Source organism: Metabacillus idriensis, assembly GCF_009674765.1.
Lineage (GTDB): Bacteria > Bacillota > Bacilli > Bacillales > Bacillaceae > Bacillus_P > Bacillus_P idriensis.
In genome coordinates this window covers 79,650-99,583 of the sequence record NZ_WKKF01000008.1, presented here as the reverse complement: position 1 = coordinate 99,583, position 19,934 = coordinate 79,650, and the positions used below count along the sequence as shown (strand labels likewise).

The following is a 19,934-nucleotide window of genomic DNA, read 5'->3' as shown; positions in this document are numbered from 1 at the left end:
AAGACTCGCGCTCTTATAAAGGAGAAGGAAATGCATAAGAAGGATATTTTAAAAAAGAAAGCAAGGCAGATTTGTGTGATTCCAAGTGAATATAAGCTTGAGATAGAAGATTATTCTGAGGATGGAGCCAGGGCTGTTTTTGCTTGGAAGCATCCCGATGAAGAAGATATGGGAATCTGGATTGAGCTTGATGGAAACGGGCAGCTGATTGATTTTACAAAAGACAAATCAACTGAAGAAATGCTGCGCGATATCTTAAATCAAGAGGACTTAATAAAAAAAGCATTACAATTTACTGAGATTCATTATCCTGGTGTCATTAGTAAGTTTAAGGAAGAGCGTGTTCAAAAAATAGAAGAAAGGCTTCGAGTTTCGTATATCCAGATGGAATTGGATTTGCCTTTGCCATTTACCGGTTTTTACATAGATATTAATGAATACGGTGAAATCATGCAGTTCCATTATGATGGGGCAGCTGAACACATTGTTTTTCCGGAATGCCTGCAGCCTGAAGAAAAAGTCAGAGGTGAATTTCTGAAAGACATACAAATGAATCTGATGATAGTCAGCCTTAATGAAGAACTCTATGAAAATGGAGATAACCTTCCTCACTTAGTGTATGAGCCAGAATTGCGTTTTTATGAGGTGCCGGCAGATGGAGGTCTAAAGGTTTTAAGGGAACAGCACCAACAAGAAGAACCAGAACCAGAACCAGCTTATAAAAATTTGTCTAAGTTTGAATTCTTAGGCTCCCCGGAAGTATTAACAAATTTAGATGCAGACTTTACAAAAATTCGTGAGCAGGATTTAGGGGATGCGATCGGACTTGTTTATAGAAAAGATGGGGACGAACCAGCTGCGGCAGATGATAGCATCATGACTTTTTTTAACAAACGAAATGAAAATACGATAAAAGTAAAGCGTGATAAAGAAACCGGGAAATTATTAGGTTTCGTTTCTTTTTATGAAACTTCAGGAAATCAATTACTGAGCATAAAAGAATGTGAAAGAACAGCAGTTCAGTTTTTGAATGCCATTTATCCTAATGCTCATCTTTATTTCATGATGGATCAGGAAATAGAAAGTGATGAGGAAAGAGCTCTTTTTCAATTTGATCTTATTCACTATGGTATCTCTGTTAGATATGGGACGGCCAGAATCAATGTAAACCGAACAACTGGAAAGATTACACACTATCTTGGACCTGAGGTGGAACCGAAGCTTCTCATATCAGTAAATCGGAATCCTGGTATATCAAAAGAGAACGCCATTGAACTATTTTCATCCGTCTTCAAAGTTGAACAGCAATGGACCAAAGAATATAAGGATCATTCAGAAAGCTATTATCAGCTCGTTTATAAGCCCGTCTATCCCCTGTTTAAAGGAAATCTTTCTTTTATTGATGCAAAGGATGGAGAATTTATTGTAGAAAAAGGATTTTAAAGGCATTAAAAAGAGGCATCAGTTTTTAAGTAATACCTCAAAAATGTGCTATATTTTTCAAGTCGCCTGTTAGCGGCAGGCAGCAATAGAATGAAGGGGCATTGGTTTTAAGATGACTTTAATAGATTTAGGCATTTCAAAATCTTCTTGTGCTTTTTTTAGATGCCTGTACATCGCTTTGCTTCCGACTGCATTTGCGGAATGAATCGTGATGCGGTTAGCATAAAGGTGATTTTTAACCATGTACTCGACGAGCATAAGTCCATTTCTTGTTTTGCTCACAAGATCATGATCCAATGAAAGATGGTCAACACAGTTGTTTCGCAAAAGGCTAATGCATTGATCTATTGTTTCTGCCAAGATATATCCGCTTGGGCAAGTTCGGTAATCATCTAAGAAGACACTAATTTGCATGATGATTTCCTCCGATCAAGTTTGACCTGATTTAAGTGTAACATACTTTCCATCTAATCACAGGGGACCCAGTATAATCTGAATAGATGACTAAGTTTATAAAAGCTGTCAGAACAGGCTATCCAATGCCAATTGTTGTAAAAAACTCACGAAATAAAAAATACTTTATTAAGGTTTCCGCAACAGGTAAACGGCTCTTCCTTTCATGAAATGGTACATCATCAGCCGTATACTGGGAATCTGGAAACTGCATGAAACTAAGGACTGCTTTTTCAAGATATGATTGTTGAATGAGATTATGAATCGAAGAAAAAAACGATTTAGTTTTCTTTAGGAGGGCATTGGATTGAGAGTAAGTAAAAAAGAATTTTACTGTAATAATTTACATTATTCTATAAGGTCTGCAACAGAGGAAGATGCTAAAAATTTATCTGATGTAAGATTGCAGATAGACGGCGAGACAGAACATTTAGATAGAGAAAAAGGCGAGGCTTACATAAATGAATCAGGATTTAAGCAAATCATTAAAGAGGATACAGAAAGCAGCAGAAACTTATTTTTAGTTGCTTGCGCAGATAATCGAATTGTCGGTTTTTCTAGATGTGAAGGAAATATATTAAAACGGTTTTCTCATAAAGCAGAATTTGGAGTATGCGTATTAAAAGAATACTTGGGATATGGGATTGGTAAAAACCTCTTAATAGAATCGATTCAATGGGCAGATTCAAATGATATAAAGAAAATGACATTAAATGTTCTCGAAACCAATGAAAAAGCAATAAAGATATATGAAGCTTTTGGTTTTGAAGTGGAAGGCATCTTAAAAAAAGATAAAGTGTTATCTGATGGAAATTACTATAATACGATTTTGATGGGGAGATTTAATGGCTGAAAAAATTACGGGACATAACCTGTAAGCAATGATTATACCCAAATGCATTTTGGTGCTCAGAGAACGAATCGCTCTGAGCTTTTTTTACGTTCTAAATTTGTAAAGTAGAGATTCAATACTGATTAGATAAATCATTATTTTCTAAATATATTGAATTCATTGTTCAATATATTTAGAATAAACGTAAGGAGCTGATAATGATGAACCTATTAAATACATCCTTTGAGAGAAAATCATATGAAGTTGAACTGCAGCATTCGATATTATTTGAATGCGTGCTTGGCATCGCCATGATTACGTATCCAAAGCTGCATGACCAGCTGGATAAGTCTAAGCAGGATTTGGATTATATTCGAATGAATCTATCTGAACATCTTGGCGCGGAGCTCCAATACTGTCAGGAACACAATACGTGGAAAATGCTGCTTCAGCTTTTGCACGCTCAGAATTTTACTTCTTTAAAAGAGTTTTATGGATTTATTGTGGATCTCCCTGATCAGCAGCTGAAATATTTGATTCTTCCATACTTGGATCAAACCCAAGAAGTAAACCGTATCAAGGCTTCCCAAGGAGATGGAGATTCTGAAAATGAGATGATCCTTGCCTGTAAAGGTCACGCCTTTTTTCCGCAAATGATTCATTATATCGGCAGCTGTGACTTAAAAGAACTTAGAAACCATTTTATAGAAATTACAAACGGCTGGTACAGAGAATTTTTACAAAAACAAGAATCAGAAATCTGCAGCATTCTTGAACGTGATCAAAAGCAAAAAGAAAATTGGTTTAAAAATCAGAGTCCTCAAGGGATTGTTCTTCATGCGACAGGGGTGGATTACAAGCCCGAGGCAGGCATTACAAGAGTATTGCTGATACCGCAGTACATTTATCGTCCTTGGACGATACAGGCTAATTTAGAAGAAACAAAGGTTTTCTATTATCCAGTCAGTGATGAGAGTTTGAATGAAACATCAGATCCTTACGAGCCTCCTGCACAGCTTGTAAAGCGGCTGAAAGCGATTGGCGATGAAAAACGCCTGATGATCATGAAGCTCCTATCCGAAAAAGAGAGAACGCTTAAGGAGCTTACAGCTTTACTTGGAATGGGCAAAACTACCGTTCATCACCATTTATCCCTATTGCGGACAGCAGGTATGGTGAAAGTAACCGGTGCTTATTATTCAGTACCAGAAAATGCTTTACAAGGTATTGAATCTCAAATTGACGCTTTTTTTGAACGGAGCTGAATGGATGAAAAATGTTTCCGTACTCTTTTATAATCAACTGCTCTCAACATTCGCAAGCACATTCGGAACTTTTTGGATTTCATGGATTGTCTACGCTGAAACAGGCTCGAAGTTAGCGATGGGAGGAGTTTGGCTGGTGAGTATAGCCGGCCAGCTGCTGATTCAATTTTTAGCGGGTCCATATATTGATCGCTATCTAAGAACAACTATGATGAAAGCTTCAGAATCAATAAGGTTCTCAGCTTTTTTTCTTTTATGGCTGACGCTGATTACTGATCATTTTGAGTTAGAGTTTCTTTATTTAACAGCATTCTTAACTTCCATCACAGTTTATGACCCGGCTGCTGCAGCACTGGTGCCTAAGCTCGTTAAAAATGATGAATTCGTTAAGGTGAATGCGAAACTCTCAGGCGGGGTACAGCTGATGAGGTTTATTGCTCTTCCCGCTTCAGGTTTGATCTTAACGGCTGTCCATAATCAGGAGGCGCTTTTATGTATTTCAATGATGTTTCTTATTTCTTATCTCATGATTATGAAAATTAAAGAGCCATCGATTGCAAGAGTGAAACAGAATTCCTGGCTTATTCAATTTAGAGAAGGAATACATATTTACCGCAAGCATCTAATTCTCCTTGTTTTAGGATGTTTTATCACCGTTACCAGTTTTGGAGTATTTGCCACGCAGACGATGTATATTCCATACATAGTAGAAACAATTGGCGGCTCCACACTTGAATATGGATTTTTCGCGGCTGCATTCCCATTAGGTTACATTTTAGGGAGCTATGCGGCTGCAAAAATAAGAGAGCCAAAACAATCTTTATATCTAGTCATGACATCGGCCATTTTTCTTGGCGGGTGCACATTTTTAGCATTAGGTGTCATCAGTGATTTATGGATTGCTATTTTAATAGAAGTCATTGCCGGGACTGTCATGCCTTTTTGGAACATCTACAGCACCACGCTTTATCAGCGGCTGGTGCCGGATTCGATCCTGGGACAAGTCCTGTCTATCAGGTTTTTGTTAACAAAAGCGGCAGCTCCGCTGGGAATCATGTACGGTACTTTTTGCGCTGCGCAATTTGGGATTCCTGCTTTGTTTTTATCTGTAGGGCTGCTGATATGCACGGTATCAGGCGTAGGACTTGCCATTCTTACATCCTTGAAGAAAAGAAACATGGTTCAAAGGAGTTTGTAAGCAGGAAACAGATTCCTTGTTAAAAATGAAGCCGTTTTCTTTGTCTTTATTGTAAATTTTCCGTAAATGACGGACATCCAGACTTTACATTTGCTATAAACTTCCTTAATGAAAATCCACTAGACTTGTAATTGAGATTAATACAAACCATTCTATCGGGAGGTCGTTTCATTGTTTAATAGAATACTAGGTAAAAAAGTAATCCCTGTGGCAGTTCTTTCTGCAGTCGTGGCTGGCAGTTTGATTGGAAGTTTTCCTGAAGCGAAAGCGAATCATGCTGAAGCAGCTTCAAAAAAACCGGGCGAAATTAAAAATGTTATTTTTCTGATCGGTGATGGAATGGGTGTATCTTATACGTCTGCCTACCGCTATTTACAGGATAATCCTAAAACTCCGGTGGCTGAACGGACGGAATTTGATAAGTATTTAGTTGGCAATCAAATGACATATCCGGAAGATCCTGCAGAGAATGTAACAGACTCAGCGTCGGCAGCAACGGCAATGTCAACGGGCTACAAAACGTTCAATGCAGCAATTGCAGTAGACAACGATGGAACGGAACTTAAAACAGTTTTAGAATCTGCTAAAGAAAAAGGAAAAGCAACAGGCCTTGTTGCAACCTCTGAAATCACACATGCCACTCCGGCATCGTTTGGGGCACATGATATGAGCCGCAAAAACATGAACTCATTAGCAGATGATTATTATGATGAGATGATAAACGGCAAGCACAAAGTAGATGTCATGCTTGGCGGCGGCTCAAGCAACTTCATCCGCGGTGACCGAAATCTTACAGAAGAATTTAAAAAAGACGGATACAGCTATGTAACTAATAAGGAAGATTTATTGAAGGATAAAAATGAGCAGGTGCTTGGATTGTTTGCTGAAGGCGGTATGCCGAAAATGATCGACCGCAACAATGAAACACCTTCATTGCAAGATATGACGAGCTCTGCATTGAAGAGATTAAACAAGGACAAAGACGGATTCTTCCTTATGGTTGAAGGAAGCCAGGTAGACTGGGCAGGTCATGACAATGATATCGTTGCAGCTATGAGTGAAATGCAGGACTTCGAAAAAGCATACAAAGCAGCAATCGAGTTTGCTAAAAAGGACAAGCATACACTAGTAGTAGCTACAGCTGATCATTCAACAGGCGGATATTCAATCGGAGCTGACGGTGTCTACAACTGGTTCGGCGAGCCGATTAAAGCAGCTAAGCGCACACCTGATTTCATGGCTAATGAAATTGTCGCTAAAGGTGCAGATGCAGAAAAAACATTAAAGCAAAACATCGATTTAGAGCTTACAGCAGAAGAAATTAATTCTGTTAAAAAGGCTGCTGAAGAAGGAAAAGCAGATAAAGATAAAGGCATCTTGCGAGTGGACAACGCAATTGAAGCTATTTTTAACAAGCGTACAAACACTGGCTGGACTACTGGCGGACACACAGGAGAAGATGTTCCTGTATTTGCATACGGACCAGGGTCAGAAATGTTTGCAGGCCAAAAAGACAATACAGACCATGCAGAAATTATCTTTGACATTTTAGAGAAAAACAAAAAGAAATAAGATTTACTCAGGGACAGTATGGATCTGACAAAGAAATGTTTGTCAGATCTGTTACTGCCTAATCACTCACTCCAGGAGAAAGGGGATTACCAATGAAACAACTATGGATGCTCTTATCATTAACCCTTATTCTTTCCGCGTGCTCAGCTCAAGCTTCTTCAACACCTGAAGACGCAGCCAAAGAAGAAAAAGAAAAGGTTTCTGAAACCACTTCAGATAAACAAACCTCAAATGATGTCTACGTTCCAAATCCTCAAATTACGGATGACCGCAAGCTGCTTGAAGTCGGTCAGTCTTATAAAGACGCCAAAGGTGCAGCAGAACTGAAGGCAATTAAGAATGTCAACAAAACGTACAAAGTCGGGGATGCCGAACTGATTGTCCACGATGTTAAAATCATTGAGCATACACCGGATTACAGCATGATCGATTTCTTTCACACGTTTACACATGAAGAAACGTTTGACATTGTAAAAGCGAATATTGAAATCAAGAATACTTCGGATCAGCCCGTTTATTTTTCTCCAATCGCTGTTCTTGAAACAAATACTGGCGAGCACAAAGACTGGGAATCTGATATTTATCTCGAGGAGTTAAATGGCAAGCTTGCCGCAAACAGCTCTAAGAAGGGGAATGTCGGTTTTATCCTGGATCATTCAGACAAAGAGGTCAAAAGTATTAAGATTTTGACGAGTGATCTTCTGAATGATAAACAAAAGGTAGCAGCTAAAGCTCAGGAATTGAACATTGAATTTGAATAGTCCCTAAAAGACAATACGAAGTTTGTATTGTCTTTTTTTATTTGCCAATGGAAGATTTCGGCTAAAAATTTGATTTGAGGATGTTTGGCTAAGTCAAAAAAACGGTCATCTAAAAAAATCTTCTATATGGCTAGATGATGCTCAAAAATGGCTAAAAAGATGAAATTTTCCGCCAACAAAAGTTTCGGTTTCGCAAAATACCACCGTTGGATGTTTCGCTGATCAGCGCTGACCAGAAAAAAAGTTTTCTTATGGAAGAAATTTTATCAGCAGAAAGTAAACGCATACAACGTTAATATATAAAGGTTTTTTGTTTAGCCTGAAAAGTGTACTGAAAAAATGAACTAGTCAATCAATTTATTAGCTGATATACTTTGAACTATTATTTTTTAAGACTATTTCCTTATAGGAACTACTACATCAAAGGAGTTTTAACATGAAGAAGGAATTTACTGGGAAACAGCTTGTTTTTATTAGTTTAATGCTATTTTCAATGTTTTTTGGGGCAGGAAATTTAATTTTTCCGGTCTTTCTCGGACAGGCTGCGGGAGATAACATGTGGCCATCACTTGCAGGGTTTATTGTTTCTGCTGTAGGACTGCCGATTCTGGGGGTTGTGGCGATTGCCAAGGCAGGAAGTTTTCATACACTGAATTCCCGTGTACACCCGCTATTTGCTCTTATCTTTCCATTTATCATTTATATTTCTATCGGACCGGGACTAGCCATACCCAGAGCAGGAAGTCTTGCCTATGAAATGGGTGCAGCTCCATTTCTTCCTGAAGGCTTTGCAGGCAGCCCTGCAGCGTTATTCATTTACACGCTGCTCTTTTTTGGCTTAGTATACTGGCTGAGCATGTCACCATCTAAGCTTGTGGATTTGTTCGGTAAACTGCTTACGCCGATTGTGCTTGCGCTAATTGTGATTATTTTAGCGAAAAGCCTGATCACTCCTATTGGTTCTTTTGAACTTCCCACAGGAAATTATGGAAACAGTCCCGTTTTCCAAGGTTTCTTAGATGGATACTTAACAATGGATGCCCTAGCTGCTCTTGCCTTTGGAATTGTGATTGCAAATACAATTCGTGCACAGGGAGTTGAAAATGATAAAAAGCTCTCGCGCTATATGATCTCAGCAGGAATAGGCGCAGGAATTTTACTTACTGGCATCTATATCATCCTGGGCTATCTGGGTGCTACTAGTGCATCTTTAGGACAATCAGAAAACGGCGCACAGATTTTAACAAACATAATGGGGTATTTGTTCGGGCAAAGCGGAACACTCATTTTGGGAATTGTTTTTACCCTTGCATGCTTCTGCGTCTCTATTGGACTTGTCATTTCATGCAGCCAGTTTTTCGCAAGTGCAGTACCGAAAGTTCCTTATAAAGCATGGGTTCTGATTCTTTGTCTGACAAGCACAGCTGTTGCAAATCTGGGTTTAACCCAAATTTTAAATGTGTCCGTACCAATTCTGGGCATGATTTATCCGATTGCGATTGTGCTGATCTTCCTGGCGCTCATCCATCAGTATATTGAAAACAGTTCTTATATCTATGTTACAACTGTTGCGCTCGTTGGACTTTTCAGCATCCTTGATACGATAAATAAAACATTTTTGGCTGAAGGATGGAGTCCGCTTCTAAGCGCAATGCCTCTTTACCAAGAGGGAATCGGCTGGCTCATTCCTGCAGTCATTGGAATTGCACTTGGCTTCATCCTCGGCAAAAGAAAGACTTCAAGTGTTCCGGCTTAAAAGGAATAGTAGATCCATTCAGGCGTTTTCATAAAAGAACGTTCCCATTGAGACACTCTTTTTTGCCAAGCGTCGTGCTATCAGAGGAATAGTAATCTAAATCACAGCCCCCTGTTTTTTAAAGGAATCAGCGCACTAGTCAGCTGATTGCCGGAAGGAAGCAGGGGGCTGCTGTTTTATGTTCTAATTTTTCTCCGGACGAAAAAACAGCTGATAGGGCGATCCATCTAAACCCTTATACTTTTGTCTTTTAACATTATAGAGAAGGAAATGTATGGAATGAACGGAACTGACAAAAAGTAAAATGAATGTTTGAGCATTTTTCATAAGGGAATAAACATAAGGGGAAAAAAACAATTTTAGTCTAAAAAGAGAAGGAGACATGTAATGATTCAGCTTAGAAATATTACAAAAAAATATCCTGATGGTTTTAAAGCATTAAAGGATATCAATCTTGAACTTGAAGCAGGAAAAATTCATGTGGTGATCGGTCCTAGCGGGTGCGGTAAATCAACAACCATGAAGCTCATTAACCGTTTGATCACACCGTCTGAAGGCACGGTATACATAAATAATGAGGATATTTCCAAGATAAATCCTGTAGAGCTCCGCAGAAAAATTGGTTATGTCATTCAAAGCATCGGGCTTTTTCCGCATATGACCATAGCCGACAATGTCGCAGTCGTACCGCGTTTATTGAAATGGGAAGAGGAACGGACTGCAAGGAAAGTGAGAGAGCTGCTTTCGATGGTTAATTTGGATCCTGAAACATATCACAGCCGTTATCCAAGTGAACTGAGCGGGGGACAGCAGCAGCGAGTAGGGGTTATTCGGGCACTGGCAGCAGAGCCGGATGTCATTTTGATGGACGAGCCGTTCAGTGCACTTGATCCGATCAGCCGTGATCAGCTGCAGGCAGAGCTGGTGAATTTACAGGAAGAGTTAAAAAAGACCATCGTGTTTGTTACTCATGATATGGACGAAGCCATTAAAATTGCGGATAACATCATCTTAATGAAAGATGGAGAGGTCATCCAGGTTGGATCGCCAGACTCAATCTTACGCCATCCGGCAAACGATTTTGTAAAAGAGTTCATCGGAAAAAAACGTTTAAAAGAGCTTCATGAAACAAGTTTTTCGATAGATCCTGAAGACATTCCAACTGTAAATGAAGTCATGATTGATAACCCTGCAACAGCATACCCTGAAAGAGGGCTTGCCGCTGCGCTTAAAATTATGGAGCAAAGACGGGTGGATTCCCTGATTGTGATTGACCGTGAACGCAACTTGCTTGGATATGCGCCAATCCTGAATCTATTAGGCCAATATCGAGATGAAACTAAGACGCTGAAAGATGTCATGATGCCTTTCGCGCATACCGTTCCATCTGACAGCCCATTCACATTCGCTCTTGATTTAATGAGCCAGCATAACCTGCCTTATGTCCCAGTTGTTGGCGGCAACGGCAAGTTTGTCGGGGTGATCACGAGAGGAAGCATGGTCCGATTAATGGCTGAAGTATTTCCTTATGCAGATGAGGTGGTTTAAATGAAACTCATTCAGGACTATTTTTCCTTTCTGCAGGAACGGTACCCAGATATTCTGGCAAGGTCAGGGGAACATCTTACAATTGTTGGGCTTGCCGTTTTATTTGGCTGCCTTGTGGCAATTACAACGGGTATTTTGCTGACCAGAGTAAAAGAAGGCCCATTAAACAGCTTCGTATTTGGTCTTGTGAATGTATTTCAGACGGTTCCGACCATTGCGCTGCTTGCAATGCTGATTCCGCTGATGGGCATCGGCATGAAGCCGGCAATCTTTGCTCTCTTTTTATATTCATTGCTTCCGCTTCTCCGCAATACCTATTCAGGAATCAGAGAAGTAGACGCGAGCATTGTAGAAGCAGCAAGAGGAATGGGGTTTGGGACGTTTCAGCGTCTATTTAAAATAGAGCTGCCGCTTGCATTTCCATACATTTTATCAGGAATCCGCTTAACGACTGTTTATATTATCAGCTGGACAACCCTTGCTGCTTTGATTGGAGCAGGAGGACTTGGCGATTTGATTATAGCGGGAATGTCAAACAACGATAATTTTCTTATCTTTACTGGAACGGTAAGTGCCATCATTCTCGCTGTTATTGTTGATGTCGTTTTAGGTTTTTTCAGTAAAAAAAGAAACGGGCTTACAGCTTAGAAATAAGGGAACACAAGGAGACATTTAATGAGGAAAGCAATTATCATTTCTGCACTGGCAGTTTTCATGGCATGTGCCTCGATTTTATCAGGGTGCAGCTCAAAAGAAACCATTAAAATCGGCGCAGCAACCTATACCGAAACAAAGATTATGGCTGCGATTTATAAAGAACTGATTGAAGATCGGACAGATTTAACCGTAGATATTACACCTGATCTGCTCTCAAATCCAATGATTTTAAAATCGATGAGCAGAGACGACCTGGATATGGCGCTTATGTATTCCGGTGTCATCTTCAGCAACTTTTTTCCTGTAAAGCAGACGACAGACCGCAAAGAAGTTCTGAAGCAGGCGCAGGCAGGCTTTGATAAACACTATGATTTTACTTGGTTTGACCCGCTAGGCTGGGAAAATACTTATGCTCTCACTGTTCAGGAGCAGACTGCAAAAGAAAAAGGTCTTCAAAAGGTATCAGATTTGAAAAAAAATCAGGAACAGATGAAATTCGGCGTCGATTCCTCTTGGATGGAACGGAAACAGGATGGTTATCCTGCCTTTATCAAGCATTACGGATTTGACTTCAAACAATCTTATTCAATGGATATCAATTTAGTCTATGAAGCCGTTGCAAATGACCGGGTGGACGTTGTTCTTGCTTATTCAACTGACCCTAGGCTGATTCAATATGACTTAAAAACATTAGAAGATGACAAACGATTTTTCCCTCATTATGATGCCTCTATGGTTGCACGAAATGAGGTATTGGAGAAACATCCTGAGCTTAAGCCGATTATGAATGAACTGGTCGGAGAGATTGATGAGGAAACCATCACGAAGCTCAACTACGAGGTTGATATAAATAATCGAAACGAACGGGAAGTGGCAAGAGAATTCCTGGCGGAAAAAGGCCTCCTGAATAACGAATCGGAGGGAACGAAATGACATTTCTTAAAGAACTATTTACTTATATGGGCGAAAATATGGATTTGGTGCTTCTTTATACCGGACAGCACCTGCTCATGGTCATCATCGGGGTATCGCTTGCATTGATCGCAGGAACGCTCCTTGGCATTGTGTGCAGCAGGTACAAGAAGCTTGCGCCCGTTATTTTATCAGTGGCGAACATAATCCAAATCGTTCCAAGTCTGGCACTGCTGGCGCTGCTGATGCAATATTTCGGACTTGGGTTCTATACAGTTGTCATTGGATTGTTTCTCTATTCCCTGCTGCCGATCATCCGGCATACCTATGTGGGACTCGAGCAGGTCGATTCATCTCTGACCGAAGCCGGGCACGGGATTGGCATGACCTACATGCAGCTTCTGACAAAGGTGCAGCTGCCGCTTGCCATGCCATTCATCATGGCTGGATTAAGAATTGCTGCAGTCATCGCAATCGGGGTTGCGACCCTTGCTCCATTTGTAGGCGGTGACGGGCTCGGACGTGAAATTTTCGCAGGAATCAACTCCAGGAATGACATTCGAATCTATGTCGGTGCCATTCCAGCTTCCATTCTGGCGATTCTTGCAGATATCGTTTTAGGAAAGATGGAGAAGAGGATGAGTGTGCGGACAGCGAAATAAAAAGAAAAGAAGATCAGCTCCTTTGAGGGGCTGATCTTCTTTTGATTAATCGTTTCGTTATAATTGCTTTGTCTCTTTCAAATACTCCACATTGCTTGTTTTTTTTCTATAGTTCGTCATGTAAGAGATTCCGACTAATACGATAAATCCTGAAGACATTCCGTAAATGATCGGGTTTGTCGATGTAAGGCCTTCAAAAAACAGGCCGGCAAGGACAACGACCGTGCTGACCAAAATCGAATAAAAACCAGCATTCGGCGTCGCTTTTTTCCAGAAGAAGGTCATGACGAGCGGGATAAAGATAGCACCTGACAAAATAGCGTAAGCAACATCTAAAGCCACTAAGACATCCTGAATCCAAATCGAGAAGGTAATGGCGATTAAGCCAACGATCAGCGTCGTGATTCTGGATGCTCTCAAAAGCTGTTTATCGGTCATATTTTTCATGAAATACTGCTTTAAAATATCATTTGTAATAAGTGTAGCTGACGCCAGCAGCGTTCCAGACGCTGTTGACATAAGAGCTGAGCAGACACTTGCCAGAACAAGTCCTAAAATTCCGGCGGGAAGAATGGCAATCGCCATTTCTGCAAAGGTGTTTTGCGGATTGCTGATAGACGGGATGACGATAAATGCACACATCCCGATGATGCTTCCCGCAAGAGCATAGGCGATGCTGTAGAATCCTGCAAAGATGGAGCCGCTTCGGGCAATTTTATTTGATTTAGCTGTAAAGACGCGCTGCCAAATATCCTGTGATACGACCATGCCCAGTGCATAAAGCAGGAAGTATTGAAAGATTTGCTGATAGCCGATTGATGCAAAGCTGAAGTGAGTCTGAGGGAGCTGGGTCAAGAGGTTGCCCCAGCCATCCGCTTTTGAGATGCTCATCGGCAGCATAATGAAAAAGATTCCGATGGTCATCACAACAAATTGGATGATATCCGTAACCGTTACACTCCACATTCCGCCGAGGATGGTGTAGAAAAGAACGATTCCGCCGCCAACAAGCATGGACGTCGTAATATTCCAGCCCAGAAGGACGTTGATGATTGCGCCCATTCCAATCACTTGTGTGACAGCAACCATTAAAGTATATATGGCAGCTACAATTGCACTTAGCAGACGTGTTTCTGATGTATATCTTTTTCCAAGCAGCTCACTGATGGTTGTGATTTTCAAAGAATCGATTTTTTTAATAAAAATAGTTCCGAGAATGATAATGCCAAGGCCAATCATGGTCACAAACCAGATTCCTGAGATTCCATAAATATAACCAAGTTTAGCTGTTCCGATTGTTGCAGCGCCTCCAAGAATAACGGCAGAGAGACAGCCGAGATACATGAACATTCCGAGATTCCGGCCGGCAAGGTTAAAATCTTCCGATGTTTTTGCCTTTTTGGAACCGATGACCCCTACACCTATTAAAACTGCAAAATACACTAAAACCACGAGCGTATCGATCAGCTGCATATGAAAAACCTCCTTTTTTTATCGAACTGGAAGAATAGTTAAGAATTCAGCAATGCTTTTGTTGAACGCGAGCTTTGGTACTCATAAACGGCTTCTTCTAATACATGGAGACCATGATCAATCTCTTCCTTGCTGATGGTGAGCGGAGGGATCATCCGTATGACCTCGCCATGATTTCCGCATAAATAGAACAGCACTCCTTTTTCCAGGCAGCGGTCTAAAATGGACATAAGCGCTTCCCCGTCCGGTTTTCCTGTTACAGGGTCCACAATTTCAATCCCGATCATCAGACCGATTGCGCGCACACTTCCGATTACAGGGGAGGTTCTTTGCAAAAATTTCAGCTTTTCCACTGCATATTTGCCCATATTTTTGGAGTTCTCAATGAGCTTCTCTTCTTTCAGTACTTCTAAGGTTGCCAGTGCAGCTGCGCATGCAATCGGGTTGCCTCCGAACGTCGTGCCGTGACTGCCAAGCGGCCATTGCTGCATTAACTCTTTAGAGGCTACTGTAGCGCTCAATGGAAGACCTGAAGCGATGCCTTTGGCGATGGCCATGATATCAGGCACAACATCAAATGCCTGCGCGGCAAACCATTCGCCGGTTCTTCCGAAGCCTGTTTGGACTTCATCAAAAATAAGGAGGATACCATGTTTGCTGCAGATTTCCCGAATTTTTTTCAGCCAGCTTTTAGGAGGGACGATATATCCGCCTTCGCCAAGGACAGGCTCCACGATCATGCAGGCGACTTCTTCCGGTGTTACTTGATGATTAAACAGGGTTTCAAAATCCTTTTCTAATTTCTCCGTACAATAAACCTCAGGATCAGCTCCATTTGGACAGCCAGATATATCGGCATAAGAAACTTGATATGCAAGTCCGTTCGGCTGCAGAAATTTACGGTATTTGCTTTTAGAGGTTGTTACACTTAATGCGCCAAGCGAACGGCCATGAAAGCAGCCGATAAATGAAACAACGTATGGTCTTCTAGTGACATGCTTCGCCAGTTTTATCGCGCCTTCAATTGCTTCCGTTCCGCTGTTGGCGAAGAAAAAACAATCGAGATTTTCAGGAAGAACCAGCTTTAATTCCTTTGCGAGCTTTAAAATCGATTCGTACATGATGACGCCTGATGGTCCATGCATCAGCTGGTCTGCGGCATCTTTGATGGCTTGTACTACTTTCGGATGTCTGTGTCCTGTGTTGGCTGTCGCAATTCCGGATGTAAAATCCAAATATTTTCTGCCGTCCAGCCCATAGTAGTAGCAGCCTTCTGCCTTTACAACTGGCAGATTCGGGTGATCCTTCGCCATGCTCGGCGCTAATAAATCCGGCATTTCTGCAACTAAATGACTCCAATTCTTCTCCATCTTCATCCTCCTTGATCAATCCTTCATCATGTTTAATAAGTAATCTGCTTATACTTAAACACTTGCAAGAACCGTGCCAAGAGAGTTAAAGAATCTGATGTTTTTTCATTTTTCTAACAATTGACGGCTGACTGATGCCAAGAGCCTCTGCCATGCGTACTGTGGTTTTATATTTTTTCCTGGCTTTTAATAGAATTTGCCTTTCCACTGCATCCATCATTTCTGATAAGGTCTGATGGTCATCTATAGGAAAAGGAGAGGGCGGGACAGCAGCTTTTATGTATTCCGGCAGATGGTCAACAGTTATTAGGGAAGAGGGAGAAATCACAACCAGACGTTCCAGAATATTAATTAATTCACGGACATTGCCTTTCCAGTCATAGTGCAATAGGTGATGTGTGACAGCTTCATCGAGCGTCTTTTCCTTCTTGTATTTTTCTTCAAATTGTTTTAGAAGTAAATGAATGAGCGGCACAATGTCTTCTGTCCGCTGTCTGAGCGGGGGAATGGTGATCGGCACAACGTTCAATCTAAAGTACAGATCCTCCCTGAATAATTTTTCTTCGATAGCCTTCTGTAAATCTTTATTTGTAGCGGAAATGAGCCTGAAATCAACGTGAATCGGCTTTGTTCCGCCAACTCGGTAAAACTGCTTTTCCTGAATGACCTTCAATACTTTTACCTGATGCGCAAGAGGCAGCTCGCCAATTTCATCTAAAAAAAGAGTTCCTCCATCAGATAGTTCAATCAGGCCGATTTTGCCTTTCCGATTAGCCCCCGTAAAGGATCCGCCTTCATAGCCAAACAGCTCTGCTTCTACCAGGGTATCAGGAACAGCGCCGCAATTGACCTCAATGAATGGTCCATTTTTCCGTTCACTTTTATTATGTATAAATTTTGCAAGCAGAGATTTTCCTACTCCCGATTCTCCAAGTATCAGTACATTTACATCGACTTCAGAAACTTGAATGGACGTGCTGATCACCTTCTGCATCGCTTCACTTTTTGCAATGATCCCCGCATCATAAAGCTGTCTGCTCCGCAAAAGATCAAGCTCGGTTTTTACCCGTTCCATTTCTTCTTCCATAGTGATAAGAAAATTTTTATAATCTGCAAGTTCCGTAATATCGTGTGAATAGCTGACTACTCTGTAGAGTTCGCCTGCTTCATTGTAGACAGGGATGCCTGTGACCAATAGCTTTTTTCCTTTATTCGTTGTTTGAACAAACGTAATTTTTTTCTTCTCTTTTACAACAATTGGAGTCAAAATAGGTGTGAACAGCCCTTGTGCCTCCAAATCATAGACGGATTTTCCAATTAAACTATCAGACTCAACCCCGTAGATTTTTCCGGTAAACTCACTAACTTTTATAATAATTCCATCTAAATTCGTTACAAGAATATCATCCTTTAGAGAGTGAAGAATTTGTTCATTTTCGTTCCAATTTGCCCTAGCCGTCATCTGAAATTCATCCTTTCATTGAATGAATATAAGAAAAATTATTCATATCTGAATATTTATTCATTTTTGAATAATTATAGCAGGATTCCGCAGGATTGAATACGACAAAAGGTATGAACGAATAAAAAGTCCTATTAAGTTTGATTTTCATTTTGTGATTTATATTTTGCTGCTCTCTATAGTGGATTTTCTTAACCGAATTGATTGAGTTTAAAAGGAAACAATATACTTGATCAAAATTGAAGGAGACTCGGGAAAATGGTTAAATGTCTGACTGCATTAGTTTTAATGATATCTCTTGTGTTTACACCAGTTGGAGACAGCGTGATGGAGAAGAATACATCTTATGTTAGCGCAAAATCTTTTAAGGGAGGAAAACGCCGCTATAATCCTAACAGCAATTACAATCAGCCTGATGCTCCCCGTTCGAACTTTAGGAACCGCAGGACCAATCCTGCCAGGGGAGGAATCATGAGAGGATTGCTGTATGGAGGGATTGCCGGGCTGTTTCTGGGAAGTATGCTTGGCCATTTAGGTTTTTTTGGAGGAATCTTGGGGCTGTTGATCAACCTATTTGCTATATTCTTATTCATTTTGGTGATCAGGAAAGTCATTCGATTTTTTTTCACCCGAGTAAATTAAGTTAACGGGTTCTTATTGGAGGAGAATATTCAATTTGCAATGTAATGAAGCAAATATAGACTTAATTACATTTCAGTTTAATAAGTGGGGTGGCTCTTTTGTTGTTGAATTAGCATCTTGTCCTAGTCAGGGAATTATTTCATCTTGGGGAGAGGAGATACCATCAAATAAGATTACCGCTCATAATATGGATAAAAGATTTAGGCTAGGAGCAACTTCAAGGGAGGAAGAAGGATTTTGCACCACTGAATATCATAAAATGCACCACCAAAAACCATAAATTACACCAGATCGATATGTGAACCTGACGGAATCATGAATTTCGTCAGGTTCTTTCTGCATTCTGGCTCTTGTTAAATCAAATTATTCCAAGCGAAAATAAAGTTATTTTATAACTTTATATAAGTTTACTTTGCTTTTTGTGAAAAAAAGTTTATAATTTGATTCAAGAGGTGATGGTCGTGAAGAAAGATTTTGGTGATTCAATATCAAATAAGGTTTATGAATATCGTGTACTTGCCAGAATGTCTCAGCAAGAATTAGCAGAGAAAGTCGGGGTTTCCAAACAAACCATCTTCGTAATGGAAAAAGGAAATTATGTTCCGACTCTGCTGTTAGCTTTTCGGATTGCGGAATTTTTTAAAGTTGATGTAAACGATATTTTTACTTATGTGAAAGGAAATGATCAAAATGAAAATTAATTTTATCTCAGATGTCCATGACTCAATTTTTCATTCTTTAAGGTCCTGGGCTGAACACTCTCCGGCAAATTGGAATATCCTCATTGGAAGCGGTTTTGTATTGCTTTTAGTCGGAGGGATTCTAACCTATGTATTTCAAAGAAAAATGGGTAAAGCTGACGAAAGAACAATGCACATATTTTTAAAAAGTGCCCTCATAATTTTATGGGCATTAATTTTGTGCGACATCATTTTCCCGAAAGAATATATGTGGCAAATTTTCTTCTTATACAAATATTCTCTTGCATTCCTTGCTTCAGGAATCTATCTGGCTGTCCGATATAAAAAAGATTTTATTAACTAAAGAACTTAACGGGAGGATTGTGAAATGCTTGTAAACTCAATTACTAAGATATATAGTGGCTCTGAAGTTTTAAAAGATCTCTCTTTAGATTTCAACCAAGAAGAAATCGTTGGTCTGATTGGAAGAAACGGCGCTGGCAAAAGTACCCTGATGAAGATTATAACCTAGACCATTCAAACATATGATGGATCAGTTGCAGACAATCATCAGGCAGGATACTTGATAGAGGAACCAAAGCTATTCAGTAATAAGACAAAGGTTTAGCTATTCGTAATATCTGGATATTAATAACTTGAGGTGAGGGGAGAAAGCAAATGAACCTGGAACTGATGGATATTTTTCGCATGGAATTTGACTTTAGTTGGGATACTGAGACCTGGTTTTTACCTTTAGAATCTGCTCTTGAGGGTTTAAATTCCACAGATGCAAGCTGGCAGCCCCCTGGAGGAGGGAATACAATCTGGCAAACTGTGAATCATCTTAATTATTACAACGCCCTGCTTGTTAGACAAATCAATGACACAACGCCTAGAAAAAAGGCATCTAATCATAAGACTTCATTTGGAGATATCGGGGAACCAGCAGATTCTAAATGGAAGGCGATCTTGGCAGTGAATACATTTGGAGATATCGGTGACCCGGCAGATTCTGAAAAATGGAAGGCTGTCATGGCAGAAACACGCCTAATTGGTGGGAATTTGCGAAAGTCACTGGCGCAACTTAATGACCGCCAGCTGGACGAGGAACATGTTGGGGGTCTGGCTCGTCAAATTTTGCACAACGTATATCATACAGGGCAAATTGTATTAATTCGCAAACAACAAGGCTCTTGGCCAAAGGAGCGGGAATAATTTGTATATTCCGCTGGCGCAATTCTGAAGTAT

At 40.4% G+C, this 19,934-nt stretch carries 21 protein-coding genes; 17 read left to right on the top strand and 4 right to left on the bottom strand.

Translation table 11 applies throughout. The annotated features are described in order from the left end of the window. Positions 1 to 30: 30 nt before the first annotated feature. Complete coding sequence (locus GJU41_RS19300; protein WP_070875128.1) at positions 31 to 1,443, top strand: YcdB/YcdC domain-containing protein; 1,413 nt, start codon at positions 31 to 33, stop codon at positions 1,441 to 1,443. 69 nt (positions 1,444 to 1,512) lie between these two features. Here the strand turns inward: GJU41_RS19300 and GJU41_RS19295 are convergent, their stop codons facing one another. Then, positions 1,513 to 1,857 carry a cyclic-phosphate processing receiver domain-containing protein gene (locus GJU41_RS19295; protein WP_154319273.1) on the bottom strand — a complete coding sequence of 115 codons (345 nt, stop codon included), beginning with the start codon at positions 1,855 to 1,857 and terminating at the stop codon, positions 1,513 to 1,515. 346 nt (positions 1,858 to 2,203) lie between these two features. Between GJU41_RS19295 and GJU41_RS19290 the strand changes: the two genes are divergently transcribed. The 10 genes from GJU41_RS19290 to GJU41_RS19245 all read left to right on the top strand — a co-directional run bounded on the left by GJU41_RS19290 (position 2,204) and on the right by GJU41_RS19245 (position 13,059). Next, positions 2,204 to 2,749: a GNAT family N-acetyltransferase gene (locus tag GJU41_RS19290; RefSeq protein ID WP_070875130.1), complete on the top strand. Its 546-nt coding sequence runs from the start codon at positions 2,204 to 2,206 to the stop codon at positions 2,747 to 2,749. Positions 2,750 to 2,946: 197 nt separating this feature from the next. Continuing rightward, the gene (locus GJU41_RS19285; protein WP_083328091.1) at positions 2,947 to 3,993 is read left to right on the top strand and encodes an ArsR/SmtB family transcription factor; all 1,047 of its coding nucleotides are present in this window, start codon (positions 2,947 to 2,949) and stop codon (positions 3,991 to 3,993) included. A 4-nt stretch (positions 3,994 to 3,997) separates the two neighbouring features. Next, a complete protein-coding gene (locus GJU41_RS19280) occupies positions 3,998 to 5,191 on the top strand; it encodes an MFS transporter (protein ID WP_070875132.1) in 1,194 nt (397 codons plus the stop codon). A gap of 171 nt (positions 5,192 to 5,362) precedes the next feature. Next, positions 5,363 to 6,763 carry an alkaline phosphatase gene (locus GJU41_RS19275; RefSeq protein ID WP_070875133.1) on the top strand — a complete coding sequence of 467 codons (1,401 nt, stop codon included), beginning with the start codon at positions 5,363 to 5,365 and terminating at the stop codon, positions 6,761 to 6,763. Between the two features lie 92 nt (positions 6,764 to 6,855). Continuing rightward, entirely contained in the window at positions 6,856 to 7,524 is a 669-nt protein-coding gene (locus tag GJU41_RS19270; RefSeq protein WP_154319272.1) for a DUF4352 domain-containing protein, read from the top strand. A 436-nt stretch (positions 7,525 to 7,960) separates the two neighbouring features. Next, positions 7,961 to 9,280, top strand: a complete 1,320-nt coding sequence (brnQ, locus tag GJU41_RS19265; protein ID WP_070875135.1) for a branched-chain amino acid transport system II carrier protein — start codon at positions 7,961 to 7,963, stop codon at positions 9,278 to 9,280. Positions 9,281 to 9,667: 387 nt separating this feature from the next. Further along, positions 9,668 to 10,828 carry an ABC transporter ATP-binding protein gene (locus GJU41_RS19260; RefSeq protein ID WP_070875136.1) on the top strand — a complete coding sequence of 387 codons (1,161 nt, stop codon included), beginning with the start codon at positions 9,668 to 9,670 and terminating at the stop codon, positions 10,826 to 10,828. After that, positions 10,829 to 11,476 carry an ABC transporter permease gene (locus tag GJU41_RS19255; protein WP_070875137.1) on the top strand — a complete coding sequence of 216 codons (648 nt, stop codon included), beginning with the start codon at positions 10,829 to 10,831 and terminating at the stop codon, positions 11,474 to 11,476. A 27-nt stretch (positions 11,477 to 11,503) separates the two neighbouring features. Next, on the top strand, positions 11,504 to 12,418 hold the full coding sequence (locus GJU41_RS19250) for a glycine betaine ABC transporter substrate-binding protein (RefSeq protein WP_154319271.1): 915 nt from the start codon (positions 11,504 to 11,506) through the stop codon (positions 12,416 to 12,418). Beyond that, complete coding sequence (locus GJU41_RS19245) at positions 12,415 to 13,059, top strand: ABC transporter permease (protein WP_070875139.1); 645 nt, start codon at positions 12,415 to 12,417, stop codon at positions 13,057 to 13,059. The genes GJU41_RS19250 and GJU41_RS19245 overlap by 4 nt, the downstream gene beginning before the upstream one ends. 57 nt (positions 13,060 to 13,116) lie before the next feature. On the opposite strand, the gene GJU41_RS19240 is transcribed toward GJU41_RS19245, so the two are convergent. From GJU41_RS19240 to GJU41_RS19230, 3 genes are all read right to left on the bottom strand, one after another. After that, positions 13,117 to 14,532, bottom strand: coding sequence for a sodium:solute symporter family protein (locus GJU41_RS19240; protein ID WP_070875140.1), 1,416 nt, complete (start codon positions 14,530 to 14,532; stop codon positions 13,117 to 13,119). A gap of 38 nt (positions 14,533 to 14,570) precedes the next feature. Continuing rightward, positions 14,571 to 15,902 (bottom strand): aspartate aminotransferase family protein, encoded by a 1,332-nt coding sequence (locus GJU41_RS19235; RefSeq protein WP_139149049.1) that lies wholly within the window; start codon positions 15,900 to 15,902, stop codon positions 14,571 to 14,573. An 85-nt stretch (positions 15,903 to 15,987) separates the two neighbouring features. Further along, positions 15,988 to 17,364, bottom strand: a complete 1,377-nt coding sequence (locus GJU41_RS19230; RefSeq protein WP_070875142.1) for a sigma-54 interaction domain-containing protein — start codon at positions 17,362 to 17,364, stop codon at positions 15,988 to 15,990. A gap of 258 nt (positions 17,365 to 17,622) precedes the next feature. Here GJU41_RS19230 and GJU41_RS19225 point away from each other — a divergent pair, with 258 nt between their 5' ends. The 6 genes from GJU41_RS19225 (at position 17,623) to GJU41_RS19200 (ending at position 19,901) form a co-directional block, all read left to right on the top strand. Continuing rightward, positions 17,623 to 18,006 (top strand): hypothetical protein, encoded by a 384-nt coding sequence (locus tag GJU41_RS19225; protein ID WP_070875143.1) that lies wholly within the window; start codon positions 17,623 to 17,625, stop codon positions 18,004 to 18,006. A gap of 34 nt (positions 18,007 to 18,040) precedes the next feature. After that, entirely contained in the window at positions 18,041 to 18,286 is a 246-nt protein-coding gene (locus GJU41_RS19220) for a DUF4304 domain-containing protein (protein WP_070875144.1), read from the top strand. A 175-nt stretch (positions 18,287 to 18,461) separates the two neighbouring features. Next, a complete protein-coding gene (locus tag GJU41_RS19215) occupies positions 18,462 to 18,707 on the top strand; it encodes a helix-turn-helix transcriptional regulator (RefSeq protein ID WP_070875145.1) in 246 nt (81 codons plus the stop codon). Then, positions 18,697 to 19,050 (top strand): DUF2178 domain-containing protein, encoded by a 354-nt coding sequence (locus tag GJU41_RS19210; RefSeq protein ID WP_070875146.1) that lies wholly within the window; start codon positions 18,697 to 18,699, stop codon positions 19,048 to 19,050. Before GJU41_RS19215 ends, GJU41_RS19210 begins: the two co-directional genes overlap by 11 nt. A 24-nt stretch (positions 19,051 to 19,074) precedes the next feature. Continuing rightward, positions 19,075 to 19,218 carry an ATP-binding cassette domain-containing protein gene (locus GJU41_RS24750; RefSeq protein WP_083328093.1) on the top strand — a complete coding sequence of 48 codons (144 nt, stop codon included), beginning with the start codon at positions 19,075 to 19,077 and terminating at the stop codon, positions 19,216 to 19,218. Positions 19,219 to 19,364: 146 nt separating this feature from the next. After that, on the top strand, positions 19,365 to 19,901 hold the full coding sequence (locus GJU41_RS19200) for a DinB family protein (RefSeq protein ID WP_070875147.1): 537 nt from the start codon (positions 19,365 to 19,367) through the stop codon (positions 19,899 to 19,901). Positions 19,902 to 19,934 lie beyond the last annotated feature (33 nt).

Excerpts from the sequence above, each read along its gene's own strand:
- GJU41_RS19300 (WP_070875128.1), top strand. The coding sequence starts at position 31 with ATGCATAAGAAGGATATTTTAAAAAAGAAAGCAAGGCAGATTTGTGTG.
- GJU41_RS19295 (WP_154319273.1), bottom strand. The coding sequence starts at position 1,857 with ATGCAAATTAGTGTCTTCTTAGATGATTACCGAACTTGCCCAAGCGGA.
- GJU41_RS19285 (WP_083328091.1), top strand. The coding sequence starts at position 2,947 with ATGATGAACCTATTAAATACATCCTTTGAGAGAAAATCATATGAAGTT.
- GJU41_RS19280 (WP_070875132.1), top strand. The coding sequence starts at position 3,998 with ATGAAAAATGTTTCCGTACTCTTTTATAATCAACTGCTCTCAACATTC.
- GJU41_RS19270 (WP_154319272.1), top strand. The coding sequence starts at position 6,856 with ATGAAACAACTATGGATGCTCTTATCATTAACCCTTATTCTTTCCGCG.
- brnQ (WP_070875135.1), top strand. The coding sequence starts at position 7,961 with ATGAAGAAGGAATTTACTGGGAAACAGCTTGTTTTTATTAGTTTAATG.
- GJU41_RS19260 (WP_070875136.1), top strand. The coding sequence starts at position 9,668 with ATGATTCAGCTTAGAAATATTACAAAAAAATATCCTGATGGTTTTAAA.
- GJU41_RS19255 (WP_070875137.1), top strand. The coding sequence starts at position 10,829 with ATGAAACTCATTCAGGACTATTTTTCCTTTCTGCAGGAACGGTACCCA.
- GJU41_RS19250 (WP_154319271.1), top strand. The coding sequence starts at position 11,504 with ATGAGGAAAGCAATTATCATTTCTGCACTGGCAGTTTTCATGGCATGT.
- GJU41_RS19245 (WP_070875139.1), top strand. The coding sequence starts at position 12,415 with ATGACATTTCTTAAAGAACTATTTACTTATATGGGCGAAAATATGGAT.
- GJU41_RS19240 (WP_070875140.1), bottom strand. The coding sequence starts at position 14,532 with ATGCAGCTGATCGATACGCTCGTGGTTTTAGTGTATTTTGCAGTTTTA.
- GJU41_RS19235 (WP_139149049.1), bottom strand. The coding sequence starts at position 15,902 with ATGGAGAAGAATTGGAGTCATTTAGTTGCAGAAATGCCGGATTTATTA.
- GJU41_RS19230 (WP_070875142.1), bottom strand. The coding sequence starts at position 17,364 with ATGACGGCTAGGGCAAATTGGAACGAAAATGAACAAATTCTTCACTCT.
- GJU41_RS19225 (WP_070875143.1), top strand. The coding sequence starts at position 17,623 with ATGGTTAAATGTCTGACTGCATTAGTTTTAATGATATCTCTTGTGTTT.
- GJU41_RS19215 (WP_070875145.1), top strand. The coding sequence starts at position 18,462 with ATGGTCGTGAAGAAAGATTTTGGTGATTCAATATCAAATAAGGTTTAT.
- GJU41_RS19210 (WP_070875146.1), top strand. The coding sequence starts at position 18,697 with ATGAAAATTAATTTTATCTCAGATGTCCATGACTCAATTTTTCATTCT.
- GJU41_RS24750 (WP_083328093.1), top strand. The coding sequence starts at position 19,075 with ATGCTTGTAAACTCAATTACTAAGATATATAGTGGCTCTGAAGTTTTA.
- GJU41_RS19200 (WP_070875147.1), top strand. The coding sequence starts at position 19,365 with ATGAACCTGGAACTGATGGATATTTTTCGCATGGAATTTGACTTTAGT.